Genomic DNA, 18,801 nt, shown 5'->3' on the forward strand with positions numbered 1-18,801 from the left:
TCCGAAATCGATGCCAGGGAAGGCGGTCCAACGGCGGATTCTTACGTTCAGGATTGAAATTTACCCGCTGATTTAGTACAATTTAGCAGTTAATTGATGTTCCGTAAACCGTTCAGTTTTCAAGATTTTCAAAACAATCTAGGGGTCATTATGCAGCCTTCAGGTGATTGGATAACTGCGACCGACGCTCAGTCGAGATATCTGCCATTTCAGGTCGATGATCGCTTCTACCTATACGCTTTCGAGACCCTCAATCTCTTCGAGGTTCCGGAACCCGTCTACGCCTTCGCGCTGGGTCCCGATCATCCGGATGGCGCAAAACACCCCCCCGATTTGACGCTGGCCGGGCCGGTGGGCGATGCGCTCGTGACCCTCGAAGCAGAAATTGACGCGGCATTGTCCGAACCCGATGAGGCCCCGCGCGACGGGCTGGGATCGGTCGCCCTGCACGTGGCACATGATTGCAACCTGCGCTGCCCTTACTGCTTTGCCCAACAAGGGCATTATGGCGGCCCGCGCGAGATGATGACGCCGGAAACAGCGGCGAAAGCGGTCGATTGGCTGATGGGGGAAAGCGGCTCGCGGCCCAGCGTGCGCGTCAAATTCTTCGGCGGCGAGCCGATGATGAATATGAAGACCATGCGGTCGACGGTGGCCCATGCGCATGCGCGGTCGGATGAAACCGGTCAGCGGATCGGCTTCCACGTCACCACCAACGGCACCTTTCTCGGCGAGCGCGAAATCGATTTTCTGGAAGACAACGGTGTCGGCGTTCAGGTGTCCATCGATGGCAGCCCCGAAGAGCATGACAAGCTGCGTGTTTTCGAAAACGGCGCCGGCTCCTACAGCGTGGTGCAACGTGGCCTGCGGCGGTTGAATGCCCGCAAGGGCGGTACAATCGTCCGGGGCACGATCAGCGCGGACGTCCCGCAGGTCGAGGCCTCGGTCTGGTCCCTGATCGACGATGAAGAGGTCACCGACGTCGCGATGGAGCCCGCCCTGACCACGCCCACGGGCGAACACATGACAACCGAGACGGCCGATCGGATCATCGCACAATGGTCCAGCGTCGCGGATGAGTTCGTGGCCAGAGTACGGCGCGGCAAGAAGCCACCCGTTGGCAACATCCTGAAGTATCTCAAGAAAATCCACAAACGCCAGCGCACGCGTTACGGCTGCGGGGCGGGTTTGGCCTACATGGCCGTCGACCCGTCCGGAGACGTCTGGCCCTGCCACAGGTTCGTCGGCGAGGACGGCTGGAAAATGGGCAACATCCAGTCGCCGGGCGTGGACGAGGACATTCGCGACCGGTTTGCAGGAAACACGGTCGATCAGCGCGAACCCTGCGCCTCCTGCTGGGCACGGTATACCTGCGGCGGGAAATGCGCCCACGAGGCGCTGCAGGCCACCGGTGAAATCTCCGACCCCGATCCCTTGCGCTGCCGGATAGAGCGCGGACTCACGGCCATCTGTGTCGCCACTTACGCGCAGCTTGGGCCCGACCTTGTCGCGCGCCTGTTCGACCCCGACAACGCGCCGCGGGTCTCGCGGGGCGCCCAGGCCGCTGCCGAAGCGGCGGTGCCGGGCGAATGACGACGCTCGCGGATCTCCGCACGCCGCGGGAGGCTGTGCTCGCCGGGACGACCGCCCTCGGCGCCCTTCAACGAGGCGAGGGAAACTGGAGCGATTTCAAGGTGTTCAACGTTCCAGGGATCGAGTGGATCACGGGTTTCGTGCTGCTCTCCCTCGCGCGGCAGAATTCGGCACCCGGATGGAACGCGAAAGGCCTGCCCCGGGCGCGCTCTTTTCTGCACAATAGTCAGCGGGGCAACGGAGGCTGGGGCTACCATCCGACGGCACCTGCCGATGCCGATTCCACCGCGACCTGTCTGCGCGCCCTGCTCGCCACGGGCCCCGCGGACGTAGCCACCGACAAGGCCGCCGATCTGTTGGAAAGCTGGATCGAGGCGGACGGTGTCGCGACCTACCCATCCGGTACGCGCGGCATTCCGACCGGGTCGGGATATGCCAAGCCAAGCGATTGCGTGACGGCGAACGTGGTGCTTGCGCTGCACGCCGCGGGCCGGGAGACCGGCGCGCTGGTCGCCACCCTGCTGCGCCGAGGCGGCGGCACCGAAGGCTGGTCGAGTTACTGGTGGGAAGGCCATACCTATCTGCAGGCCATCGCTGTCCAAGCGCTTGCGACGGCCGCGCCGGATAATCCCGCAGCCCGCGAGATGATCCACCGCACGGCGCGGCGCATAGAGGAAGAACAACGCCCGAACGGCGCGTGGTGCATCAAGGATTCCAACGGCAACAGCCGCGACAGCGCTTTCGAGACGGCCATGGCCCTTTGCTGTCTGGCGGCGGCAGGGCTCGACAACGCGGCCAGGCTTGCCGCCCTCGTGTCTTTTCAGGGCGAGAACGGGATTTGGCCGAACGAGGCCGTCATGCGCGTCCCGGCGCTGTCTGCCAAGGCGGCGGCGGCACATCCCCCTTTGGCATCCGGGCAGACAGGTGTCTTCGCGACAGCCGCCGCATTGATGGGGGTGCAAGACATGTCATGACACCCGACCCCGTCATATGGGCGAGCCGCGAATTCGAAGTGGCACGCGCAGGCTTGCCAGCGCATCTGGCGGCACTCCACCGTTTGCACCGGCGTCGCGAACGCCACAGATCGGTGGTTACGGAGTTTCCCGGGTGGCTGGCGGATGCGCAAGGCCGACAAGACGATGTCGACGGGATCCGTCTCGTGACGCTGGGCAATCTCTTCGGATCATATGCCTGCCTGATGCAGGACGACGTCATCGACGGCGATGCGGTGACGCCCATGCTGGACGCGCTTGCCTCCATCTACATGCTGCGATGCACCGAGACCTACCGCGGGCTGATGACGGACACTCCCGCCTTCTGGCCGCTCTTTCACCGGTACTGGACGGAATATTATGCAGCTTTGGCCGCCGAAGCCGCCGGCGAGCGGAGCAACGAAATCATCGGGCAGAAGCTGTCTCCGCTCAAGATAAGCGCCGCGGCTCTCTGCCTGCGCTGGGACGCGATGCACCAGCTTCCGACACTCGAAGACATCATCGAAAACTTCCACGTCGTTGTTCAGTTGCTCGACGATCTGGAAGAGCGCAGAACCGTTTCCCCGGCACGCCTGGAACACGGCACGCGCACGGCCCACCAGGTGGAAGAGGCCGCCCGCGTGGCGGGCTTGGAAAAGATGGCCGCCGCGGCGCGTGCCATCGCGCAAGCCATCGTAACGCTGAGTGCCGAACCAGTGCCCTGAGAAAGGAAAACCGCATGCCAGAAGACAAGATGACTGAAGGACACGCGGATACCGCTCATTCGGTGATCGCGGTCAAGCGCTTGCAACCGGTGCCGGCACGTCCGACCGAAGGTCCCCTGCCGGCCTGCGATTGCGACGAGTATTGCAACATCGACATCTGCGGAATTGACGACGTCGAGGCAGAGGCCTGCGGCGTCTATGGCGGATAACCAAGGCATGCATATTGCGATGGAGAATAGGATGAACAATCAAACCGATCAGATATTCGAAATAAAACGCATCCAGCCCGAGGCCAAGGCAGAGCCGGTCAAGGGACCGCTCGCAGCCTGTGATTGCGATGATCATTGCGAAGTCGAAGTCTGCGTCGTTGGCGATGACGTGGATGTCGATGTTTGCGGCGTATATGGCGGCTAATCTTTGCCGATAATTCGAATAATGGAGATATTTGAAAGGGAATTGCTGATGGATATCCCGGAGAAAGAGATTTTCGAAATCAAACGCATCCAACCCGAGTCTCATCCGGCTCCGGTCAAAGGGCCGCTCGCCGCCTGTGATTGCGACGATCACTGCGAAGTTGAAATCTGTGTCGTCGACGATGTGGATATCGAAGCCTGCGGTGTTTACGGCGGCTGAGCATTTTCGCGACACATTGAGAAAGAGGAATAGACCAATGATTGATACTGATCTGCTTGATGGTTTTGTCGAGGCGGTAAACGGTGTTGTCGGTTCCGGCAAGGAACGTGCATCGGTCCGCATTTCCGAACTTGCCAAGAAGGATCCCGGTGAGCCCGCATTTCAGCTGGCATTGGCGATGTTGGCCGGATTTTCGAACGACTTCTACGCCGCGCAGGGAGACGTGGCCCGGCACCTCGATGCGGCTGAAGCCGATCTTTCGGAAAAGCGTGTCGAGATGACGGAAATGAACGATCCGCATCTTCGCTTCGCCGATGCGATGCTGACGGTCTTGCGGATTCAAAGCCAGATGATCGCGATGCGCGACAAGGCGGCCCTGGCCTTGCGCGAGATGCGCCGATCTAGCCAGGCCATCCGTGAGGAAAAGGAGTTCTTCGCGACCCTGTTGGCGATGCTCGAGGCGCTGAACATGATGGGCCTCACCACAACGAGCAAACGCGGCCGCACAGAGCTCGAAAAGCTGATCGACAGCGACGCGATCGGCGATTTCGCCTCCTTCGCGCTGACATATGCCTATCGACAGGACGGAGAACCCGACCGCGCCCAGGAGGTTGCCGAAAGGTTGTCGCGCAAACATCCCCGCAGCGTCGTCGTGCACGAACTCCTGGGGTCGATCGCCGCACAACGTGGCGATCGGGATGCGGCCGTCGAACACTATCGCAACGCGGTCGAAGCTGCGCCCAACTCCATCGGCGCGCTGATCGGGCTGTCCTTTGCCCTCTCGCGGGCAGGCGACAACGATGCGGGCCGTGAAAGCGCCGAAAAAGCCATCGCGCTCGACAAGACGGGTCGATACCATCCCTACACGTCGAACGCGCTATTGCAGAGTACGGCACGGCAATAAGCGCCAGATCGCGGGCGGGATCGGGTCCTGTGAACATCGACGCAGACGCCCGGCACGGGCGCCGGGTCCGGCGGCGCTCACCACTACGCCGCGCCGTCGACAACCCCTATCTGCGCAACGCGGTTCTGGCAGCCGCGATCGTCGTCTCGGGCGCCTGGAAGATGTGGCTGATGCCGGTCAGTGTTCTGGAAGTCGTCGGCGGCTGCGCAATTGGATTGTGCAGTTTCGCTTTTGCCGTCTGGGTCTTATCCCGCTGCAATACCAGTGCTCTGGTCGTGGAATTCAAAAATCTGCGTCGGGGCCTGTGCCGTCTTCCAAGACGCCGATGTGCGGGTCAGGTCCTTCGGGCCGCATTCGAGGAAACCGCGTGGCGCGGAGCGTTGCAGACGGCGATATTGGGCGGAGGTCCTCTGGCCCTACTGGCCACAGCGGGCCTTTTCACCGCGCGTCATGCCCAAATTTACCAACATCGCGTCGCAACGGCGCAAATTGCGGAGTTTGCCTTGTTCGCCTTCACCCTGGGCGCGCTTGTTGCTGCGACGGACGCCCTGCTGCCCGCAGCACTGGCGCATGCGATGCGAAACGTCGCCATCTTCGCAGCCCGGGAAGGTGGAGAAAGGGAACACGGCGACCAAGTGTAGCCCGTCCAAGCCGGCCCTCGGTGCGGGCGACCTGACCTGAGCCCCGTTTCCTCTTACATCTTGAGGTAGAGTCCGCCTCAACGAAGGAGACGGACGGTGCAAAGAGATCACGGCTCAGCGATGAGCAGATCTTCGCGATCCTGAAGCAGCAGGAGAGCGGCGTGGAGACGGCAGATATGTGCCGGCAACGCGGGATCAGTTCGGTGTCTTTCCAAAAGTGGAAGGCCAAGTCCGGGGGGCCGAGGTACCGGACGTCCAACGGCTCACGGCGCTCGAAGACGAGACCGCGAAGCTGAAGATGCCGTTGGCCGAACAGATGCCGGAGAATACCGTGCCGCGAGGCGTTGCATCGAAGAAATGGCGACACCCGCGGCCCGCCGCGATGCCATGGCGCATCCGCGCGAAGCACGTCAGGTGCGCCATCGGTGATGTTTCCCGTCTCAGACGTAAACACGTGCTCGCGCATATGCCCCGGTGTTCAGTCCCCGCATCGGGTCCGCAAGCGGCATCCGCACATTCTGCTTGAGCGGAGGAGCGGAGCCCCTGTCTACTCGATGCGGGCTGCAAATCGCCTGCCGGACAAAGGGCAAGCCGAAGGACCGTCTCGGCTCCAACGCGCAGAGGCGCCAACCGCGACAAGGGTGGAATTCCGGATGCGCGGTCTGGCGGACGCTGCAGCTTGCCGCGCGAACGAAACGCCGCTTAGAATGCGGCATGCTCCATGGGTGGTGGTGCTTCATTCCGGAGCGACCTTCGAAGGTTGCAGATCATGACGTCGGCCCGGCAATCAGCACAAAGCGTTTCGGCCCAGGCCGCTCTCGAGGAATTCAAGCGCCTGCAGAAGACGCTGCCGAAGCAGTTCCAAAGGATATTTCCAGACCCGTCAGCCCCCCGTACCGTCTTGGTCATTCCCAGCCTCACGCTCGATCAGGATGTCATGGCGCGCATAACCGGGGCGACGCATTACGAAGAACGTATGCTGTGCCTCCTCCTGCTCTTGCGCATGCCCCATACGCGAATCGTTTTCGTCACCAGCCAGCCGCTTCCTTCGTCGATCATCGACTACTACCTGCAGCTTCTGCCCGGCGTGCCTCGCGAACACGCGCTGAAGCGCCTGACCCTGCTGTCCTGCCACGACGCGTCCGCGCGCCCTCTGACCGAAAAGATCCTTGAGCGACCGCGCCTATTGCGCCGGATCCGGCAGACGCTGAACGCAGGTGGAAGCGCGCACATGACCTGTTTCAACGTCTCCGCTCTTGAGCGCAGCCTCGCGGTCCGGCTCGGCATTCCGATTTACGGGTGCGATCCCGATCTGCTGCCGATCGGCTCCAAGAGCGGGTCCCGAGAGGTCTTTCGAGAGGCCGGGCTGCGCATGGCCGATGGGTTCGAGAACCTGTCCGACGTGGCGGAGGTCGCCGAGGCGCTCACCGAATTGAAGCGCCGCAATCCCGACATGCAGCGCGCCGTGGTGAAACTGAACGAAGGGTTTTCCGGGGAAGGCAACGCCATTGTCCACTTCGAAGACGCCCCGAAGGGCAGCTTGCTGGCGGATTGGGTCAGGGTGTCGCTGCCGACGATGGCTTTTGCGGCTGCGGAGATGACCTGGGAGGATTATTCGGCCAAGATCTGCGAGATGGGCGCGATCGTGGAGGAGTTCATCGAAGGCGCCGTCAAAAGCTCTCCCTCCGCGCAATACAGGATCGATCCCCTTGGCCGCCTTTGCGTGATTTCAACGCATGATCAGGTGATCGATGACCAAACAGGGCAGGTCTTCCTCGGGTGCCGTTTTCCGGCGGACGAGGCCTATCGACTGGAGATTCAAGAGGCCGGGCTCAAGGCCGGGCGCATCCTTGCACAGCGCGGTGTTCTGGGGCGGTTCGGCATCGACTTCATCTCGGTGCGCGAGGAGGCGAGCTGGCAGCATTACGCGGTCGAGATCAACCTGCGGAAGGGTGGGACGACTCATCCCTTTCTGATGTTGGAATTTCTGACCGATGGCACATACGATCCGCAAACCGGATCCTTCACCACGCATGGCGGACAACCCTGTCACTATTACGCTTCGGACAACCTTGTTTCGCCGAGCTACCGCGGTCTTCTGCCCGAAGACCTCATTGATATCGCGGTCGAAAACGGGCTCCATTTCCACGGCGCCAAACAGACAGGCGTGGTGTTCCATTTGATCGGGTCGTTGTCGGAATTCGGAAAGCTTGGGGTAATCTGCGTCTCGGGGTCCCGCGAAGAGGCCGCACAGCTTTATCAAGAGACCTTGGCCGTTCTGGATCGCGAAGCGCTGCGGGACTGACCCTGCACTGTTGGCAGGACCTTTAGGGCCAGGCTGGACGGAGCATCACCGGCATCCGCGTCGAGAGCGGATTTTTTGCCCCTTTTCAACCCGGAGGCAGCAGCGGATTTTCGCTTGTGAAAGGCGCGCATCGGACCCGACATGGCCCCCCGGGAAAAGTGACTGTGCAGTCCTGCCGTATCGTGCTTGACTGAAGTGGTGCGGATAAAAGGAGTATGAAAATGCCCCCGAAAAATGAGACCCCTGACCTCGCCCTTGGTGCAGGTATGCCGACTCTTTCGGCGGCTATCATGGCGGTAAACCCTGCAGCGACAAAGGCCTGGATGGACCTCATGTCCGAAAGTGCGCAATTCGTAACGACCCGGCTGCATGAAGATATCGAGACGCAGAAAGCCTTGCTGGCATGCCGGACGCCCGCGGATCTGCTGCGTCTCCAATCGGACTATATCCAGAAGGCCATTCAGCAATATACGCAGGAAGCTCAACGTCTTTCGAAACGGATGAGCAAAGCCACGGAGGATATCGCCACGGAAATGAAGACCGGCCATGCGCGTCGCTATGACGATATCCCGCTATAGCAGGATTCGACGTATCAATTGGTGAAGTCAGTCGCTCCAACGCGATTGGGCTGATCGGATCTGAAATACGAGATCGATCCAGAAGGGAAGCAGCTTTGGCAAGACCGCCAAATCCGATGCCCGACTTCGTATTGCAGGCGCTGGAAGATCATGATCTGAAAACGCGGTATGACCAGAGGCCCTGGTATCAGCGCAATGATTATCTCGGCTGGATTTCTCGCGCCAAGCGGGAAGAGACCAAAATGAAACGCCTCAACCAGATGCTGGACGAGCTGCGTTCGGGCGACGCCTACATGAAGATGCCTTGGCACGCGCGCCGGTAAAACAAGCCTGATCCGTGCCGGAACACGGCCTGTCCAGATGCCGTTCAAGACGTGCCTGTTGCGGTCCCTATGATCCGGTTTTGCACGCGGCTTCGGGATGGTGCGCAAGAAATCCACGCAGGACAGCGAACAAGTCGCGGGCATGAGATAGATCGACTTTATGCAACGCGGATCGAATGTCTTCGCGAATAACCTGATGCACCTTTTGCGGCCCATCATGAATGCGCATCAGGAAGTCTCTCATATGCTTCTATCGTTCGCGCAGCTCGAACGTGAGGTCACCGCCGGTAGGATCCGGGACAAGATCGTCGCATCGAGGAAAAAAGGGGTCTGGATGGGCGGGCTTGCGCCACCCGGTTACGACCCGCATCCCGATCTCACCCGACGAGAACTCGTCGTCAATGCTGCGGAAGCCGAAATTGTGAGGCGATTGTTCAATTTCTATTTCGAAGGTGGATGAGCGCTCCCCTGTTCGCCCACCTTTCACCCTGATTCAGGTGCGAATTTTCCAGTTCGATGCTCAAAACTCCCTGTTCGGCTGACCAGGGAATTTCTCCAAAAACACTTGAAAGATCCCATGCGACTTACGCATTTTTGGACGCCAAGAGCCCCAATATTGCAAAATTCGGGTTATCAGGGAAAAGGTCCAAAAACCTCACCCGCCAAATCAGCGGACAGAGATCGAGCCTGGAATCCGCGCCCGCGCGCAGCATTCGGTGCGTCTTAGTCAAAGCCGCACGGAAGAAAGCGCCCGGAATGACTGCGGGATCTTCCCTGATTTCGGCATTTTGAAATGAGATCGGGCTCGATGGCGGAGGAGGTGGGATTCGAACCCACGGTGCGCTCTCACGCACGCCGGTTTTCAAGACCGGTGCAATCGACCACTCTGCCACTCCTCCGGCGGCGCGAGGCTTAGCCGCGTTCACGCGATTCTGAAAGCCGCAGCCGCGTGGAAAATCGCCGATCTGTCCGCCCGGGCTTTTCATGTGCCTGCGGGCTCTGTATCGTCGCGCCAGCCGCGTGCGTTTGAGGCAGTGCGCGGTCCGGTCATGCGCGCGGGACGGAAGATCCCGAGACGTCACCGGGACGGGTGGACAGGCAAGGCGGAGCGGGACAATGCGATATCACACCAGGCTGAACGGCAGGGCGGCGGTGCTCGGCGCGGCGCTTCTGGCGCTCGGCGCCTGCGACAGCGTGAACATGCCGGGATTTCTGCAGGCCCAGCCCTCGGGCGGGGACGGGGCGGAGCAAAGCGTCACGCGCGGCGCCACGACGGAACGCGACGTCGAGGCACCCGAGGTCTTCGAGGTCCGCGAGGCCGGGCTCTGGGACGGACGCCCGTCGCTGGGCGGCGTCTGGGTCGCCCATCCGGATGTGACCGAGCCCGAACGCGTCATCATCCGCAACCTCTCCAACGGCCAATTCGTCATCGGCGCGCTTTTCAAGCGCGAACGCGAGACACCGGGCCCGCGCCTGCAGGTCTCCTCTGATGCGGCCGCGGCCATCGGCATGCTGGCGGGCGCGCCCACCAACCTGCATGTGGTGGCCCTGCGCCGCGAGGAGGTCGCGGCCCCCGCGCCCGAGACCGCCGTCGCAAGCGACGGTTCCGCCGTTACGGGCGGCGAGGCCATGAGCGCTGCGGGCGAGATTGAGGCCAGCACGCTGGACCCGGTCGCCGCCAGCGCCGCGGCCGTGCTCGATGCGGCGCCCGGCGCCCCGACCGGTGCCGCGCCGGCACCCGTCCCGGTCGAGACCGCGGCGGCCCCCGCCCCTGCTCCACGGCCGACCCCCGCCCCCGCGCCCAGCAGCGGATCGCTCGCGCGGCCCTTCGTGCAGATCGGCATCTTCTCGGTCGAACAGAACGCCGAGAACACCGCGACCGCGATGCGCCAGGCGGGCATGGTGCCCACGGTCAAGAAACAAAGCGCCTCGGGCAAGACCTTCTGGCGCGTCGTCGTCGGCCCCGCGCAATCCAAGTCCGAGATCGACGCGCTGCTCGAAAAGATCCGCGCCGAGGGCTTTACCGACGCCTACGCGGTGTCAAACTGATCCCGTCTTCGTTCCGGGCACCGCGCGTGTCCGGAACCCTCTTCATCGACACAGGTTCTGGAGCTGCCCCATGACCGCCCTCTTCAAGTCCCTCGCCGCTGCGGTTTGCGCGGCGCTTCTCACCGCCAGCGCCGCGGCGGCCTTCGACACCTCCGCGCGCGCCGCCTTCGTGCTCGACCAGAAGACCGGCACGGTGCTTCTGGCCAAGAACGCCGACGAGGCCCTGCCGCCCGCCTCCATGTCGAAGCTGATGACGCTCTACATGGCCTTCGAGGCGGTCCGCGACGGGCGCCTCGCGCTCGACGAGCGTCTGCCGGTGTCGAGCCACGCGATGTCCTATGGCGGCTCGACGATGTTTCTCGACACCACCGACCGCGTGACCGTGGAGGACCTTCTGCGCGGCATCATCGTGCTGTCGGGCAACGACGCCTGCGCGGTGATCGCCGAGGCGCTGTCGCCCAACGGGACCGAGCGCGGCTTTGCCGACCTGATGACCCGGCGCGCGCAGCAGATGGGCATGACCAATTCGGTGTTCAAGAACGCCTCCGGCTGGCCTGCGGACGGGCACCTGATGTCGATGCGCGACCTCACGCTGCTCGCCAACCGCATCATCACCGATTTCCCCGACTTCTACGATATGTTCGACGAACAGACTTTCGAGTTCGACGGGCGCGCGCCGCAGAACGTCTCGAACCGCAACCCGCTTCTGGGCCTCGGCATCGGCGCCGACGGGCTCAAGACCGGCCATACGCAGGAAGCGGGCTACGGCCTCGTCGGCTCGGCCAAGCAGGGCGACCGCCGGGTGATCTTCGCGATCACCGGCCTCGACAGCCAGCGCGCCCGGGCCGAGGAAAGCGAGGCCATCGTCAACTGGGCCTTCCGCCAGTTCGCGGAGAAGGAAGTCGTCACCGGCGGCCGCGTCGTGGCCTCCGCCGATATCTGGATGGGCGCCGCCGACAGCGTGGGCCTCGTCGCCGAAGAGGACGTGACGCTGCTGATCCCGACGCTCACCGGCGCGCCCCTCGCGGCTGAGGTGGTCTATACCGGCCCGCTGCAGGCACCGGTCAAGGCGGGCCAGAAACTGGCCGAGCTCATCATCCGTCCCGAAGGCCTGCCCGATCACCGCGTGCCGCTGGTCGCCGCGTCCGACGTGCCCGGCGCGGGCTTCGTCGATCGGGTGATGACCGTCGCGCAGGTCCTGCTGGGCCGGGCGCTGGCCAGCGGCGGCGGCGCCGATGACGGCGCGCCAGAGGCCGCCGAGGCTTCGTGAGCCGGAGCACCTTCGTCAGTTTCGAGGGCATCGACGGCTCGGGCAAGTCGACCCAGGCGCGCCGCCTCGCCCGGCGCCTCGAGGCCGAGGGCCGCGATGTCGTGCTGACCCGCGAGCCCGGGGGCTCCCCCGGGGCCGAGGACATCCGCAAGCTCGTGCTCGAGGGCGATCCCGACCGCTGGTCCGCCGAGACCGAGCTCTTGCTCTTTACCGCCGCGCGCCGCGACCACCTCGAACGCACGATCCGCCCGGCCCTCGAACGCGGCGCCATCGTGATCTGCGACCGCTTCGCCGACAGCACCCGCGCCTATCAGGGCCGCACCCGCGGCGGGCTCGGCGGGATGGTCGACGACCTGCACGCGCTGATGATCGGGGTGGAGCCCGACCTGACCATCCTCGTCGACATGGACCCCGCCGCCGCCCTCGCCCGGGCGGAGGAACGCGGCGGCGCGGAACTGCGCTTCGAGGAATTCGGCCTCACCCTGCAGCAGGAGGTGCGCGGCTTCTTCCTCGACCTCGCGAAATCCCATCCCGCGCGCATCCGGGTCGTCGACGGCGACCGCCCGCCCGAGGCCGTCGAGGCCGATATCGCCCGCATCGTGTCGGACCACCTGGAGCGGCGGCCATGAAGGACCAGACGCTTCCCGATCCGACCCAGGTCGAAGGCGCGCCGCATCCGCGCGAAACCCCGCGGCTGATCGGCCAGGCCCCCGCCGAGGCCGCCTTTCTCGACGCCTTCAATACCGGGCGGCTGCACCATGCCTGGATGCTGGTCGGGCCGAAGGGCGTGGGCAAGGCGACGCTGGCCTGGCGCATCGCGCGCTTTCTGCTGGCCACGCCTGATCCCGACCCCGCGGGCGATGCGGGGCTTTTCGGCCCCGCGCCGCTGCCCGAAACGCTCGATATCGGCTCCGATCACCCGGTTATGCGCCGCAGCCGCGCGGGGTCCGAACCCGGCCTCTTCGCGCTGACCCGCGGGCCCAACGACAAGGGCGACCGGCTCGCGGCCGAGATCCGGGTGGACCAGGTGCGCAAGCTCAAGAGCTTCTTCGCCCTTTCGGCCACCGATGGCGGGCGGCGCGTGGTGATCGTCGATGCCGCCGACGAGATGAACGTGAACGCCGCCAACGCGCTTCTGAAACTCCTCGAGGAGCCGCCCGCCCGCACCGTCCTTCTTCTGGTCGTGCACCAGCCCGCCCGGCTTCTGCCGACGATCCGGTCGCGCTGCCGCGAATTGCGCCTGACCCCGCTTGGACCCGAGGACATGGCCCAGGCGCTCGATCAGGCGGGCGCGGCGCTCTCGCCGCAGGAAGCCGCCGCCCTGTCGGAACTATCCTCGGGCTCGGTCGGCGCGGCGATGCGGATCGTCGGGCTGGACGGGCTGGCGCTCTACCGGGCGCTTCTCGAGGTGATGGGCACGATGCCCGATCTCGACATGCCGCGCACGCTGAAGCTGGCCGACAGCCTCGCCCAGCGCGGCCAGGAAGAGCGGCGCGATTTGTTCTTCACGCTGGCCGATCTGGCCTTCGCGCGGCTTGCGCGCACGGGCGTGACCGGCGCGGCCCCGGCCCGGCCCGCCGCCCCCGAGGAAGCCGCGCTCTTTGCCCGCCTCGCGCCGGGCCCTGCGGCGGGGCGCGCCTGGGCGGACATCGCGCAGGTGACGAGCGACCGGGCGCGGCACGGCCGGGCGGTCAATGTCGATCCCGCCTCGCTGGTGCTCGACACGGTGATGAAGATGCGCGAGACGGCCTCGGCCCTGCGCCGCTGAGACGGCGCGCGCCCGCCCACCCGTCTCGGCGCGGGCCCCTGCTGGTTTGCCTCTTTGCAAATACGCAAGCCCGCCCGAGGATCCGGCGCAGGTCCCCGGGCCACCTTGACCCCTCTGGCCCCATCCTAGATACCGAGCCACAACCGAAGGCCCGAGGAGCGTTCATGAGCGAACCGCGCATCACCGACAGCCATTGCCACCTCGATTTTCCCGATTTCGACGGCGAACGCGCCGAGATCGTCGCCCGCGCGGCGGAGGCCGGGGTGCACCGCATGGTCACGATCTGCACCCGGCTGCGCCAGGAACCCCAGGTCCGCGCCATCGCCGAGGCTTTCCCGCAGGTCTTCTATGCCGCGGGCACCCATCCGATGAGCGCTGCGGACGAGCCGATGACCTCGGTCGAGGAACTCGTGCGGCTCAGCGCGCATCCGAAATTCGTGGGGCTGGGCGAGACCGGGCTCGATTACCACTACACCGCCGAAAGCGCGGAGCGTCAGCAAACCTCGCTTCGCATCCATATCGAAGCGGCGCAGGAAACCGGCCTGCCGCTCATCATCCATGCCCGCGATGCCGATGACGACATGGCCGACATCCTCGAGGAAGGCTATGCGCAAAAGCCCTATAGCTGCGTGATGCATTGCTTCTCGTCGGGGCCGGAGCTTGCCCGTCGCGCGCTTGCGATGGATTTCTACCTGTCGATGTCCGGCATCGCCGCCTTCAAGAAAAGCCAGGATCTGCGCGACATCTTCGCCACCGCGCGGCCCGAACGCATCCTCGTGGAGACCGACAGCCCCTACCTTGCCCCCCCGCCCCAACGCGGCAAGCGCAACGAGCCCGGCTACACCGTGCACACCGCCCGCGTGGGCGCCGAGGTCTTCGGCATGGATTACGCCGATTTCGCCGCCCGGACCGAGGCCAATTTCGACCGGCTCTTCTGGAAGGCCGCCCAATACGCCAAGGCCGCGTGATGGGCGAACTGCGCTTCACCATCCTCGGCTGCGGCTCCTCGGGTGGCGTGCCCCGCCTTGGCGGGCATTGGGGCGATTGCGACCCCGAGAACCCCAAGAACACCCGCCGCCGCTGCTCGCTCCTGATCGAGCGTGAAGGCGCGGAGGGCACCACCCGCGTGCTGATCGACACCTCGCCCGACCTGCGCGCGCAGCTTCTGGGCGCCGGCGTGGGCGAGCTCGACGCGGTGGTCTACACCCATTCCCACGCGGACCATGTCCACGGCATCGACGATCTGCGCATGATCGTCTTCAACATGCGCGCCCGCCTGCCGGTCTGGGCCGACGGCCCGACGCAGGAGGCGCTTTATGCGCGCTTCGGCTATGCCTTCATCCAACCCGAAGACAGCCCCTATCCGCCGATCCTCGACATGAACACGATCCATGACGGCCCGTTCACGATCGACGGCGCGGGCGGGCCGGTCACCCTGACGCCCTTCGAGGCGGAACACGGCTCCATGGACGCGCTCGGCTTCCGGGTCGGCGATTTCGCCTATCTTCCCGACGTGGCGAAGATCCCCGAAGACAGCTGGGCCAAGCTGCACGACCTCGATTGCTGGGTGGTGGACGCGCTGCGCCGCACGCCGCACCCGACCCATGCGCATCTCGACATGACGCTGGGCTGGATCGAACGCGCGAAGCCCCGCCGCGCGGTGCTGACCAACATGCATATCGACCTCGATTACGCCACGCTGGCAGCCGAGACGCCCGAGCATATCACCCCGGCCTATGACGGCATGGTCATCCGCTATGACATCTGACGACTGGGCCTGAGGCGCATGCAGGCGTTGCTCGAGGTCATCCTGCCGGTCTTCGTGCTGATCGGCGCGGGCTATGTCGCCGTCTGGCGGGGCCTCTTCAAGGACAGCGCCGTCGACGGGCTGATGGTCTTCACCCAGCAATTCGCCATTCCCTGCCTGCTGTTCCGGGCGCTCTGGACGCTCGATCTGGGCGACAATTTCCACCCCGCGCTGCTGATCTCGTTCTACACGGGCTCCGCCACCGGCTTTTTTGCGGGGCTTCTCGCGGGCCGATACCTCTTCAAACGGGAATGGGAGGACGCGGTCGCCATCGGCTTCTGCTGCCTCTTCGCCAACTCGGTGCTGATCGGCCTTGCGATCACCGAACGCGCCTATGGCGAGACCGCGCTCGAGGCGAATTTCGCCATCATCGCGATGCATTCGCCGTTCTGCTACGGGCTCGGCATCACCACGATGGAGATCGTGCGCGCCCGCAACAACGGCGCGCCCGCCACGTCGCTGCCGGGCACCGTGCTGAAGGCGATGTTCCGCAATGCGCTGGTAATCGGGATCGTGCTGGGCGCGCTCTTCAACTATTTCGATCTCGGCCTGCCGCGCCCGGTCGAGGACGCGCTCGACATGATGGTGCGCACGGCGCTTCCGGCAGCCCTGTTCGGCATGGGCGGCGTGCTTTACCGCTACCGGCCCGAGGGCGATTTCCGCATCATCGCCTTCGTCTGCGCAGTGTCGCTGGTGCTGCATCCTTCCATCACCTGGACGCTGGGCAAGGCCTTCGCGCTCGATGTGGCCGAGTTCCGCTCGGCGGTCATCACGGCGGCCATGGCGCCGGGCATCAATGCCTATGTCTTCGCCAACATGTACGGCCGCGCGAAACGCGTCGCGGCGTCCTCGGTGCTGCTCGCGACGGGGCTGTCGGTCGGCACGGTCTGGGTCTGGCTCGCGATTCTGCCCTGACCCGGTGGAACCTGACCCCGACTTACACGTTTCTTTCCCGACCGGCCTGCGATCCGCGCGACGCCGCCTCTATCCCCAGGTCCCGTTTCGTCCTGCAGGCTGGTCGAGCTGAAACACCGGGCGCATGATGATGCGACCCACGAGAGGGAGCGCATTCCATGTCCATCTACGACGCGATCATCGCCGATCACGAGAACCACCGCACGCTCATGGCCCGCATCGCCGACACGACCGGCGCCAGCGAGGACCGCAAGGCCGCGTGGAAGGAATTCTTCTACGACGTCAAAAGCCATGCCGCGGCGGAGGAAGAGACCTTCTATTCCAAGCTGATGTCCAAGACCTGGGGTCAGGACAGCGCCCGCCATTCGGTGGAGGAACACGGCGCGCTCGACGATCTGATGGAGGAACTGAACGACATGGACATGTCGAGCCCCGGATGGCTCAACAAGTTCAACACGCTGCGCCACGATTACGAGCATCACATGGAAGAGGAAGAGGACGAGGTCTTCGGCCGTGCCCGCGAAGTGATCTCCGAGGATGAGATCGAGGGTTACGGCCAGCGCTTCCGTGACCGCAAGGCCGAAGAGATGACGCTGGTCGACAAGAAGCGCGCGGATTCCCTCGAGGATTGACGCGACGGCCGCCCCAGCCCTCATACCGCGCCCAGAGCATCCAACGAAAAAGCCCCGGCCATCCGCCGGGGCTTTCTTGTATCCGCGTGCCGGAGCCGATCCCGGCGCGTGAATGCTAGCTAAGGAACGGCGCTACTTCCCGTTGGTCTCGGGATCAATCTCCCACGCCACCTGACCGTAGGCCAGCAAGGCGAAAAGCCCCGTGCCGCCCAGCACATTGCCGAGGAAGGCCGGCAGGATCAGTCCGAAAAACGCCGTCGCGACAGAGATATCGCCCGCCAGCATCAGCAGGAACGCTTCCTTCGAGCCCGCCACCACGTGGGTAAACTCCCCCATCGCGATGAGATAGGTGAAGAGGAAGATCACGAAGATCTCGAAGCCCTCGGACGAAGGCAGCATCCAGACGATCGCGGCGATGAAGAAGCCTGCGGGGATGCCGTATTTGAACGCCTCGACCGGGGAATAATGGGCGAAATGATGCGAGATCGCCTTCATCCCCTCCACATATTCGGGGATCACCGTGCCGCCGTAGATGCTCAGGAACGCCACGAAGAACGTGCCCACCATGTTGGCCGCGAAGACCACGCCCCAGAGCCGTGCGGCGCAGGTCAGCATGGTCAGCGATTTTTCCTTCAGGACCGGCAGCACGACGGTGATCGTGTTCTCGGTGAACAGCTGGATCCGCGCGAGGATCACCAGGATGAAGCCCACCGTGTAGCCGAGGTTCTCGATCGGGCCCTGGTAGGGATGCCCTTCGAAGATCACGTGCAGGATCCCCTCGGCCAGCACCGAGGCGGAGATGCAGATGCCCGCGGCGATGCCCGACCACCAGAGCGACCAGAGGGGGCGTCTCAGTTCCTCCCGCCCTTCGAGGTTGATGACCTCGTAGACGGCCCGCGGCGCCAGCGAGCGATGCCGGGCGATCTGGGAGGCTTCCTCGTTGGAATAGATATCCCTGTCCGCTTCGCTTTCGTCGGCCTTTCGAGGCATATCTTTACTCATATCGTTCCTTCGGAGACAAAGAGCGCGGCAGAATGCGTCGCGCGACAAGACCCAACCAGCAACGGAACGATCGGTTCCCGCAAGCCCCCGCAATGCGCCGGGCGCGGCCCGTCAGAGCGTGGCGTGCATCCGGATCGCGGGGAAATGCACGCCGCCCGGCAGCGGCAGATCGACCGGCCCCTCCTCGGTGAAGCCCATCGCCGTGTAGAACGGCACGGCGTTCAGCGTCGAGAAGCAGCGCAGCGCGCTCAACCCGTCGCCCTGCGCGTTGATCATGACGTAATCGAGCAGCCGCCGCCCGATGCCCTGCCGCTGGAAGCGGTAATCGCTGACCACATGGCGCACATGGCCGACGCCCGGGGTGACGATCCCGGTGCCCGGCGCGCTGCGGGTCCAGCCCCCCGCGCCCACCAGCTTCGAGCCGCGATGCACGAGGAAGAACTTGCCCGACCGCACGAGGTCGGGCTGCGCCCGCGAGATGAGCGGCAACGCCCTGGTGCAGATATCTTCGGAATAGGCCGTCCGCAGAAGGACCGGATAGCTTTCGCTGAACAGCCGGTCGACCGCGGTAAAATCACTGGCCTGGGCGGTACGGATTGAAAAACGATCGAAAAAATTCATGGGGTCCTCCATCCCCGGTGAATGGATCCCAAGGATAACGGCAATGCCCCGTCGGCCCAGAAAA

The 18,801-nt window shown here is 64.3% G+C and carries 22 protein-coding genes, 1 tRNA gene and 1 pseudogene; 21 read left to right on the top strand and 3 right to left on the bottom strand.

The window, feature by feature from the left end; translation table 11 throughout:
- The first annotated feature begins 96 nt into the window (after positions 1-96).
- From BW990_RS15420 to BW990_RS15470, 13 genes and pseudogenes are all read left to right on the top strand, one after another.
- Positions 97-1,593: a radical SAM/SPASM domain-containing protein gene (locus tag BW990_RS15420; RefSeq protein WP_083950644.1), complete on the top strand. Its 1,497-nt coding sequence runs from the start codon at positions 97-99 to the stop codon at positions 1,591-1,593.
- Complete coding sequence (locus tag BW990_RS15425) at positions 1,590-2,567, top strand: prenyltransferase/squalene oxidase repeat-containing protein (protein WP_076449351.1); 978 nt, start codon at positions 1,590-1,592, stop codon at positions 2,565-2,567. The genes BW990_RS15420 and BW990_RS15425 overlap by 4 nt, the downstream gene beginning before the upstream one ends.
- Positions 2,564-3,289, top strand: coding sequence for a hypothetical protein (locus tag BW990_RS15430; RefSeq protein ID WP_143526232.1), 726 nt, complete (start codon positions 2,564-2,566; stop codon positions 3,287-3,289). Before BW990_RS15425 ends, BW990_RS15430 begins: the two co-directional genes overlap by 4 nt.
- 14 nt (positions 3,290-3,303) lie before the next feature.
- Positions 3,304-3,498: a hypothetical protein gene (locus BW990_RS15435; RefSeq protein WP_076449364.1), complete on the top strand. Its 195-nt coding sequence runs from the start codon at positions 3,304-3,306 to the stop codon at positions 3,496-3,498.
- A gap of 31 nt (positions 3,499-3,529) precedes the next feature.
- A complete protein-coding gene (locus BW990_RS21925) occupies positions 3,530-3,703 on the top strand; it encodes a hypothetical protein (protein ID WP_159441673.1) in 174 nt (57 codons plus the stop codon).
- A 48-nt stretch (positions 3,704-3,751) separates the two neighbouring features.
- Positions 3,752-3,922, top strand: a complete 171-nt coding sequence (locus BW990_RS21930; RefSeq protein ID WP_159441674.1) for a hypothetical protein — start codon at positions 3,752-3,754, stop codon at positions 3,920-3,922.
- A gap of 37 nt (positions 3,923-3,959) precedes the next feature.
- The gene (locus tag BW990_RS15440) at positions 3,960-4,826 is read left to right on the top strand and encodes a tetratricopeptide repeat protein (protein ID WP_076449365.1); all 867 of its coding nucleotides are present in this window, start codon (positions 3,960-3,962) and stop codon (positions 4,824-4,826) included.
- Between the two features lie 29 nt (positions 4,827-4,855).
- Entirely contained in the window at positions 4,856-5,467 is a 612-nt protein-coding gene (locus BW990_RS15445; protein ID WP_076449366.1) for a CPBP family glutamic-type intramembrane protease, read from the top strand.
- A 128-nt stretch (positions 5,468-5,595) separates the two neighbouring features.
- Positions 5,596-5,872, top strand: a pseudogene (locus BW990_RS22320) (transposase); the annotation flags it as partial.
- Positions 5,873-6,236: 364 nt separating this feature from the next.
- Positions 6,237-7,772 carry a peptide ligase PGM1-related protein gene (locus BW990_RS15455; RefSeq protein WP_076449463.1) on the top strand — a complete coding sequence of 512 codons (1,536 nt, stop codon included), beginning with the start codon at positions 6,237-6,239 and terminating at the stop codon, positions 7,770-7,772.
- 221 nt (positions 7,773-7,993) lie between these two features.
- On the top strand, positions 7,994-8,350 hold the full coding sequence (locus tag BW990_RS15460) for a phasin family protein (RefSeq protein WP_076449367.1): 357 nt from the start codon (positions 7,994-7,996) through the stop codon (positions 8,348-8,350).
- Positions 8,351-8,466: 116 nt separating this feature from the next.
- Complete coding sequence (locus BW990_RS15465; protein ID WP_076449368.1) at positions 8,467-8,673, top strand: YdeI/OmpD-associated family protein; 207 nt, start codon at positions 8,467-8,469, stop codon at positions 8,671-8,673.
- 160 nt (positions 8,674-8,833) lie between these two features.
- The gene (locus tag BW990_RS15470; RefSeq protein ID WP_200798060.1) at positions 8,834-9,133 is read left to right on the top strand and encodes a recombinase family protein; all 300 of its coding nucleotides are present in this window, start codon (positions 8,834-8,836) and stop codon (positions 9,131-9,133) included.
- Positions 9,134-9,482: 349 nt separating this feature from the next.
- Here the strand turns inward: BW990_RS15470 and BW990_RS15475 are convergent.
- Positions 9,483-9,572: transfer RNA gene (locus BW990_RS15475), tRNA-Ser, on the bottom strand.
- A gap of 217 nt (positions 9,573-9,789) precedes the next feature.
- Between BW990_RS15475 and BW990_RS15480 the strand changes: the two genes are divergently transcribed.
- The 8 genes from BW990_RS15480 to BW990_RS15515 all read left to right on the top strand — a co-directional run bounded on the left by BW990_RS15480 (position 9,790) and on the right by BW990_RS15515 (position 17,114).
- Positions 9,790-10,722, top strand: coding sequence for an SPOR domain-containing protein (locus BW990_RS15480; protein ID WP_076449369.1), 933 nt, complete (start codon positions 9,790-9,792; stop codon positions 10,720-10,722).
- Positions 10,723-10,792: 70 nt separating this feature from the next.
- The gene (locus BW990_RS15485; protein WP_076449370.1) at positions 10,793-11,992 is read left to right on the top strand and encodes a D-alanyl-D-alanine carboxypeptidase family protein; all 1,200 of its coding nucleotides are present in this window, start codon (positions 10,793-10,795) and stop codon (positions 11,990-11,992) included.
- The gene (tmk, locus tag BW990_RS15490) at positions 11,989-12,621 is read left to right on the top strand and encodes a dTMP kinase (protein WP_076449371.1); all 633 of its coding nucleotides are present in this window, start codon (positions 11,989-11,991) and stop codon (positions 12,619-12,621) included. Before BW990_RS15485 ends, tmk begins: the two co-directional genes overlap by 4 nt.
- Positions 12,618-13,760 (top strand): DNA polymerase III subunit delta', encoded by a 1,143-nt coding sequence (locus BW990_RS15495; protein ID WP_076449372.1) that lies wholly within the window; start codon positions 12,618-12,620, stop codon positions 13,758-13,760. Before tmk ends, BW990_RS15495 begins: the two co-directional genes overlap by 4 nt.
- Positions 13,761-13,924: 164 nt before the next feature.
- Positions 13,925-14,728 carry a TatD family hydrolase gene (locus tag BW990_RS15500; RefSeq protein ID WP_076449373.1) on the top strand — a complete coding sequence of 268 codons (804 nt, stop codon included), beginning with the start codon at positions 13,925-13,927 and terminating at the stop codon, positions 14,726-14,728.
- The gene (locus tag BW990_RS15505; RefSeq protein ID WP_076449375.1) at positions 14,728-15,528 is read left to right on the top strand and encodes an MBL fold metallo-hydrolase; all 801 of its coding nucleotides are present in this window, start codon (positions 14,728-14,730) and stop codon (positions 15,526-15,528) included. The genes BW990_RS15500 and BW990_RS15505 overlap by 1 nt, the downstream gene beginning before the upstream one ends.
- An 18-nt stretch (positions 15,529-15,546) precedes the next feature.
- Positions 15,547-16,482, top strand: coding sequence for an AEC family transporter (locus tag BW990_RS15510; protein WP_076449377.1), 936 nt, complete (start codon positions 15,547-15,549; stop codon positions 16,480-16,482).
- 158 nt (positions 16,483-16,640) lie between these two features.
- Complete coding sequence (locus BW990_RS15515; protein WP_076449379.1) at positions 16,641-17,114, top strand: hemerythrin domain-containing protein; 474 nt, start codon at positions 16,641-16,643, stop codon at positions 17,112-17,114.
- A gap of 132 nt (positions 17,115-17,246) precedes the next feature.
- Here the strand turns inward: BW990_RS15515 and BW990_RS15520 are convergent, their stop codons facing one another.
- Together BW990_RS15520 and BW990_RS15525 are read right to left on the bottom strand one after the other, a co-directional pair.
- Positions 17,247-18,116, bottom strand: a complete 870-nt coding sequence (locus tag BW990_RS15520) for a formate/nitrite transporter family protein (RefSeq protein WP_234990273.1) — start codon at positions 18,114-18,116, stop codon at positions 17,247-17,249.
- Between the two features lie 111 nt (positions 18,117-18,227).
- The gene (locus BW990_RS15525) at positions 18,228-18,737 is read right to left on the bottom strand and encodes a GNAT family N-acetyltransferase (RefSeq protein ID WP_076449382.1); all 510 of its coding nucleotides are present in this window, start codon (positions 18,735-18,737) and stop codon (positions 18,228-18,230) included.
- Positions 18,738-18,801: the final 64 nt, after the last annotated feature.

This window comes from Roseivivax lentus, from assembly GCF_900156805.1.
In the GTDB taxonomy this organism is placed as follows: domain Bacteria; phylum Pseudomonadota; class Alphaproteobacteria; order Rhodobacterales; family Rhodobacteraceae; genus Roseivivax; species Roseivivax lentus.

Excerpts from the sequence above, each read along its gene's own strand:
- BW990_RS15420 (WP_083950644.1), top strand. The coding sequence starts at position 97 with ATGTTCCGTAAACCGTTCAGTTTTCAAGATTTTCAAAACAATCTAGGG.
- BW990_RS15425 (WP_076449351.1), top strand. The coding sequence starts at position 1,590 with ATGACGACGCTCGCGGATCTCCGCACGCCGCGGGAGGCTGTGCTCGCC.
- BW990_RS15430 (WP_143526232.1), top strand. The coding sequence starts at position 2,564 with ATGACACCCGACCCCGTCATATGGGCGAGCCGCGAATTCGAAGTGGCA.
- BW990_RS15435 (WP_076449364.1), top strand. The coding sequence starts at position 3,304 with ATGCCAGAAGACAAGATGACTGAAGGACACGCGGATACCGCTCATTCG.
- BW990_RS21925 (WP_159441673.1), top strand. The coding sequence starts at position 3,530 with ATGAACAATCAAACCGATCAGATATTCGAAATAAAACGCATCCAGCCC.
- BW990_RS21930 (WP_159441674.1), top strand. The coding sequence starts at position 3,752 with ATGGATATCCCGGAGAAAGAGATTTTCGAAATCAAACGCATCCAACCC.
- BW990_RS15440 (WP_076449365.1), top strand. The coding sequence starts at position 3,960 with ATGATTGATACTGATCTGCTTGATGGTTTTGTCGAGGCGGTAAACGGT.
- BW990_RS15455 (WP_076449463.1), top strand. The coding sequence starts at position 6,237 with ATGACGTCGGCCCGGCAATCAGCACAAAGCGTTTCGGCCCAGGCCGCT.
- BW990_RS15460 (WP_076449367.1), top strand. The coding sequence starts at position 7,994 with ATGCCCCCGAAAAATGAGACCCCTGACCTCGCCCTTGGTGCAGGTATG.
- BW990_RS15465 (WP_076449368.1), top strand. The coding sequence starts at position 8,467 with ATGCCCGACTTCGTATTGCAGGCGCTGGAAGATCATGATCTGAAAACG.
- BW990_RS15470 (WP_200798060.1), top strand. The coding sequence starts at position 8,834 with ATGCAACGCGGATCGAATGTCTTCGCGAATAACCTGATGCACCTTTTG.
- BW990_RS15480 (WP_076449369.1), top strand. The coding sequence starts at position 9,790 with ATGCGATATCACACCAGGCTGAACGGCAGGGCGGCGGTGCTCGGCGCG.
- BW990_RS15485 (WP_076449370.1), top strand. The coding sequence starts at position 10,793 with ATGACCGCCCTCTTCAAGTCCCTCGCCGCTGCGGTTTGCGCGGCGCTT.
- BW990_RS15495 (WP_076449372.1), top strand. The coding sequence starts at position 12,618 with ATGAAGGACCAGACGCTTCCCGATCCGACCCAGGTCGAAGGCGCGCCG.
- BW990_RS15500 (WP_076449373.1), top strand. The coding sequence starts at position 13,925 with ATGAGCGAACCGCGCATCACCGACAGCCATTGCCACCTCGATTTTCCC.
- BW990_RS15505 (WP_076449375.1), top strand. The coding sequence starts at position 14,728 with ATGGGCGAACTGCGCTTCACCATCCTCGGCTGCGGCTCCTCGGGTGGC.
- BW990_RS15510 (WP_076449377.1), top strand. The coding sequence starts at position 15,547 with ATGCAGGCGTTGCTCGAGGTCATCCTGCCGGTCTTCGTGCTGATCGGC.
- BW990_RS15515 (WP_076449379.1), top strand. The coding sequence starts at position 16,641 with ATGTCCATCTACGACGCGATCATCGCCGATCACGAGAACCACCGCACG.
- BW990_RS15520 (WP_234990273.1), bottom strand. The coding sequence starts at position 18,116 with ATGAGTAAAGATATGCCTCGAAAGGCCGACGAAAGCGAAGCGGACAGG.
- BW990_RS15525 (WP_076449382.1), bottom strand. The coding sequence starts at position 18,737 with ATGAATTTTTTCGATCGTTTTTCAATCCGTACCGCCCAGGCCAGTGAT.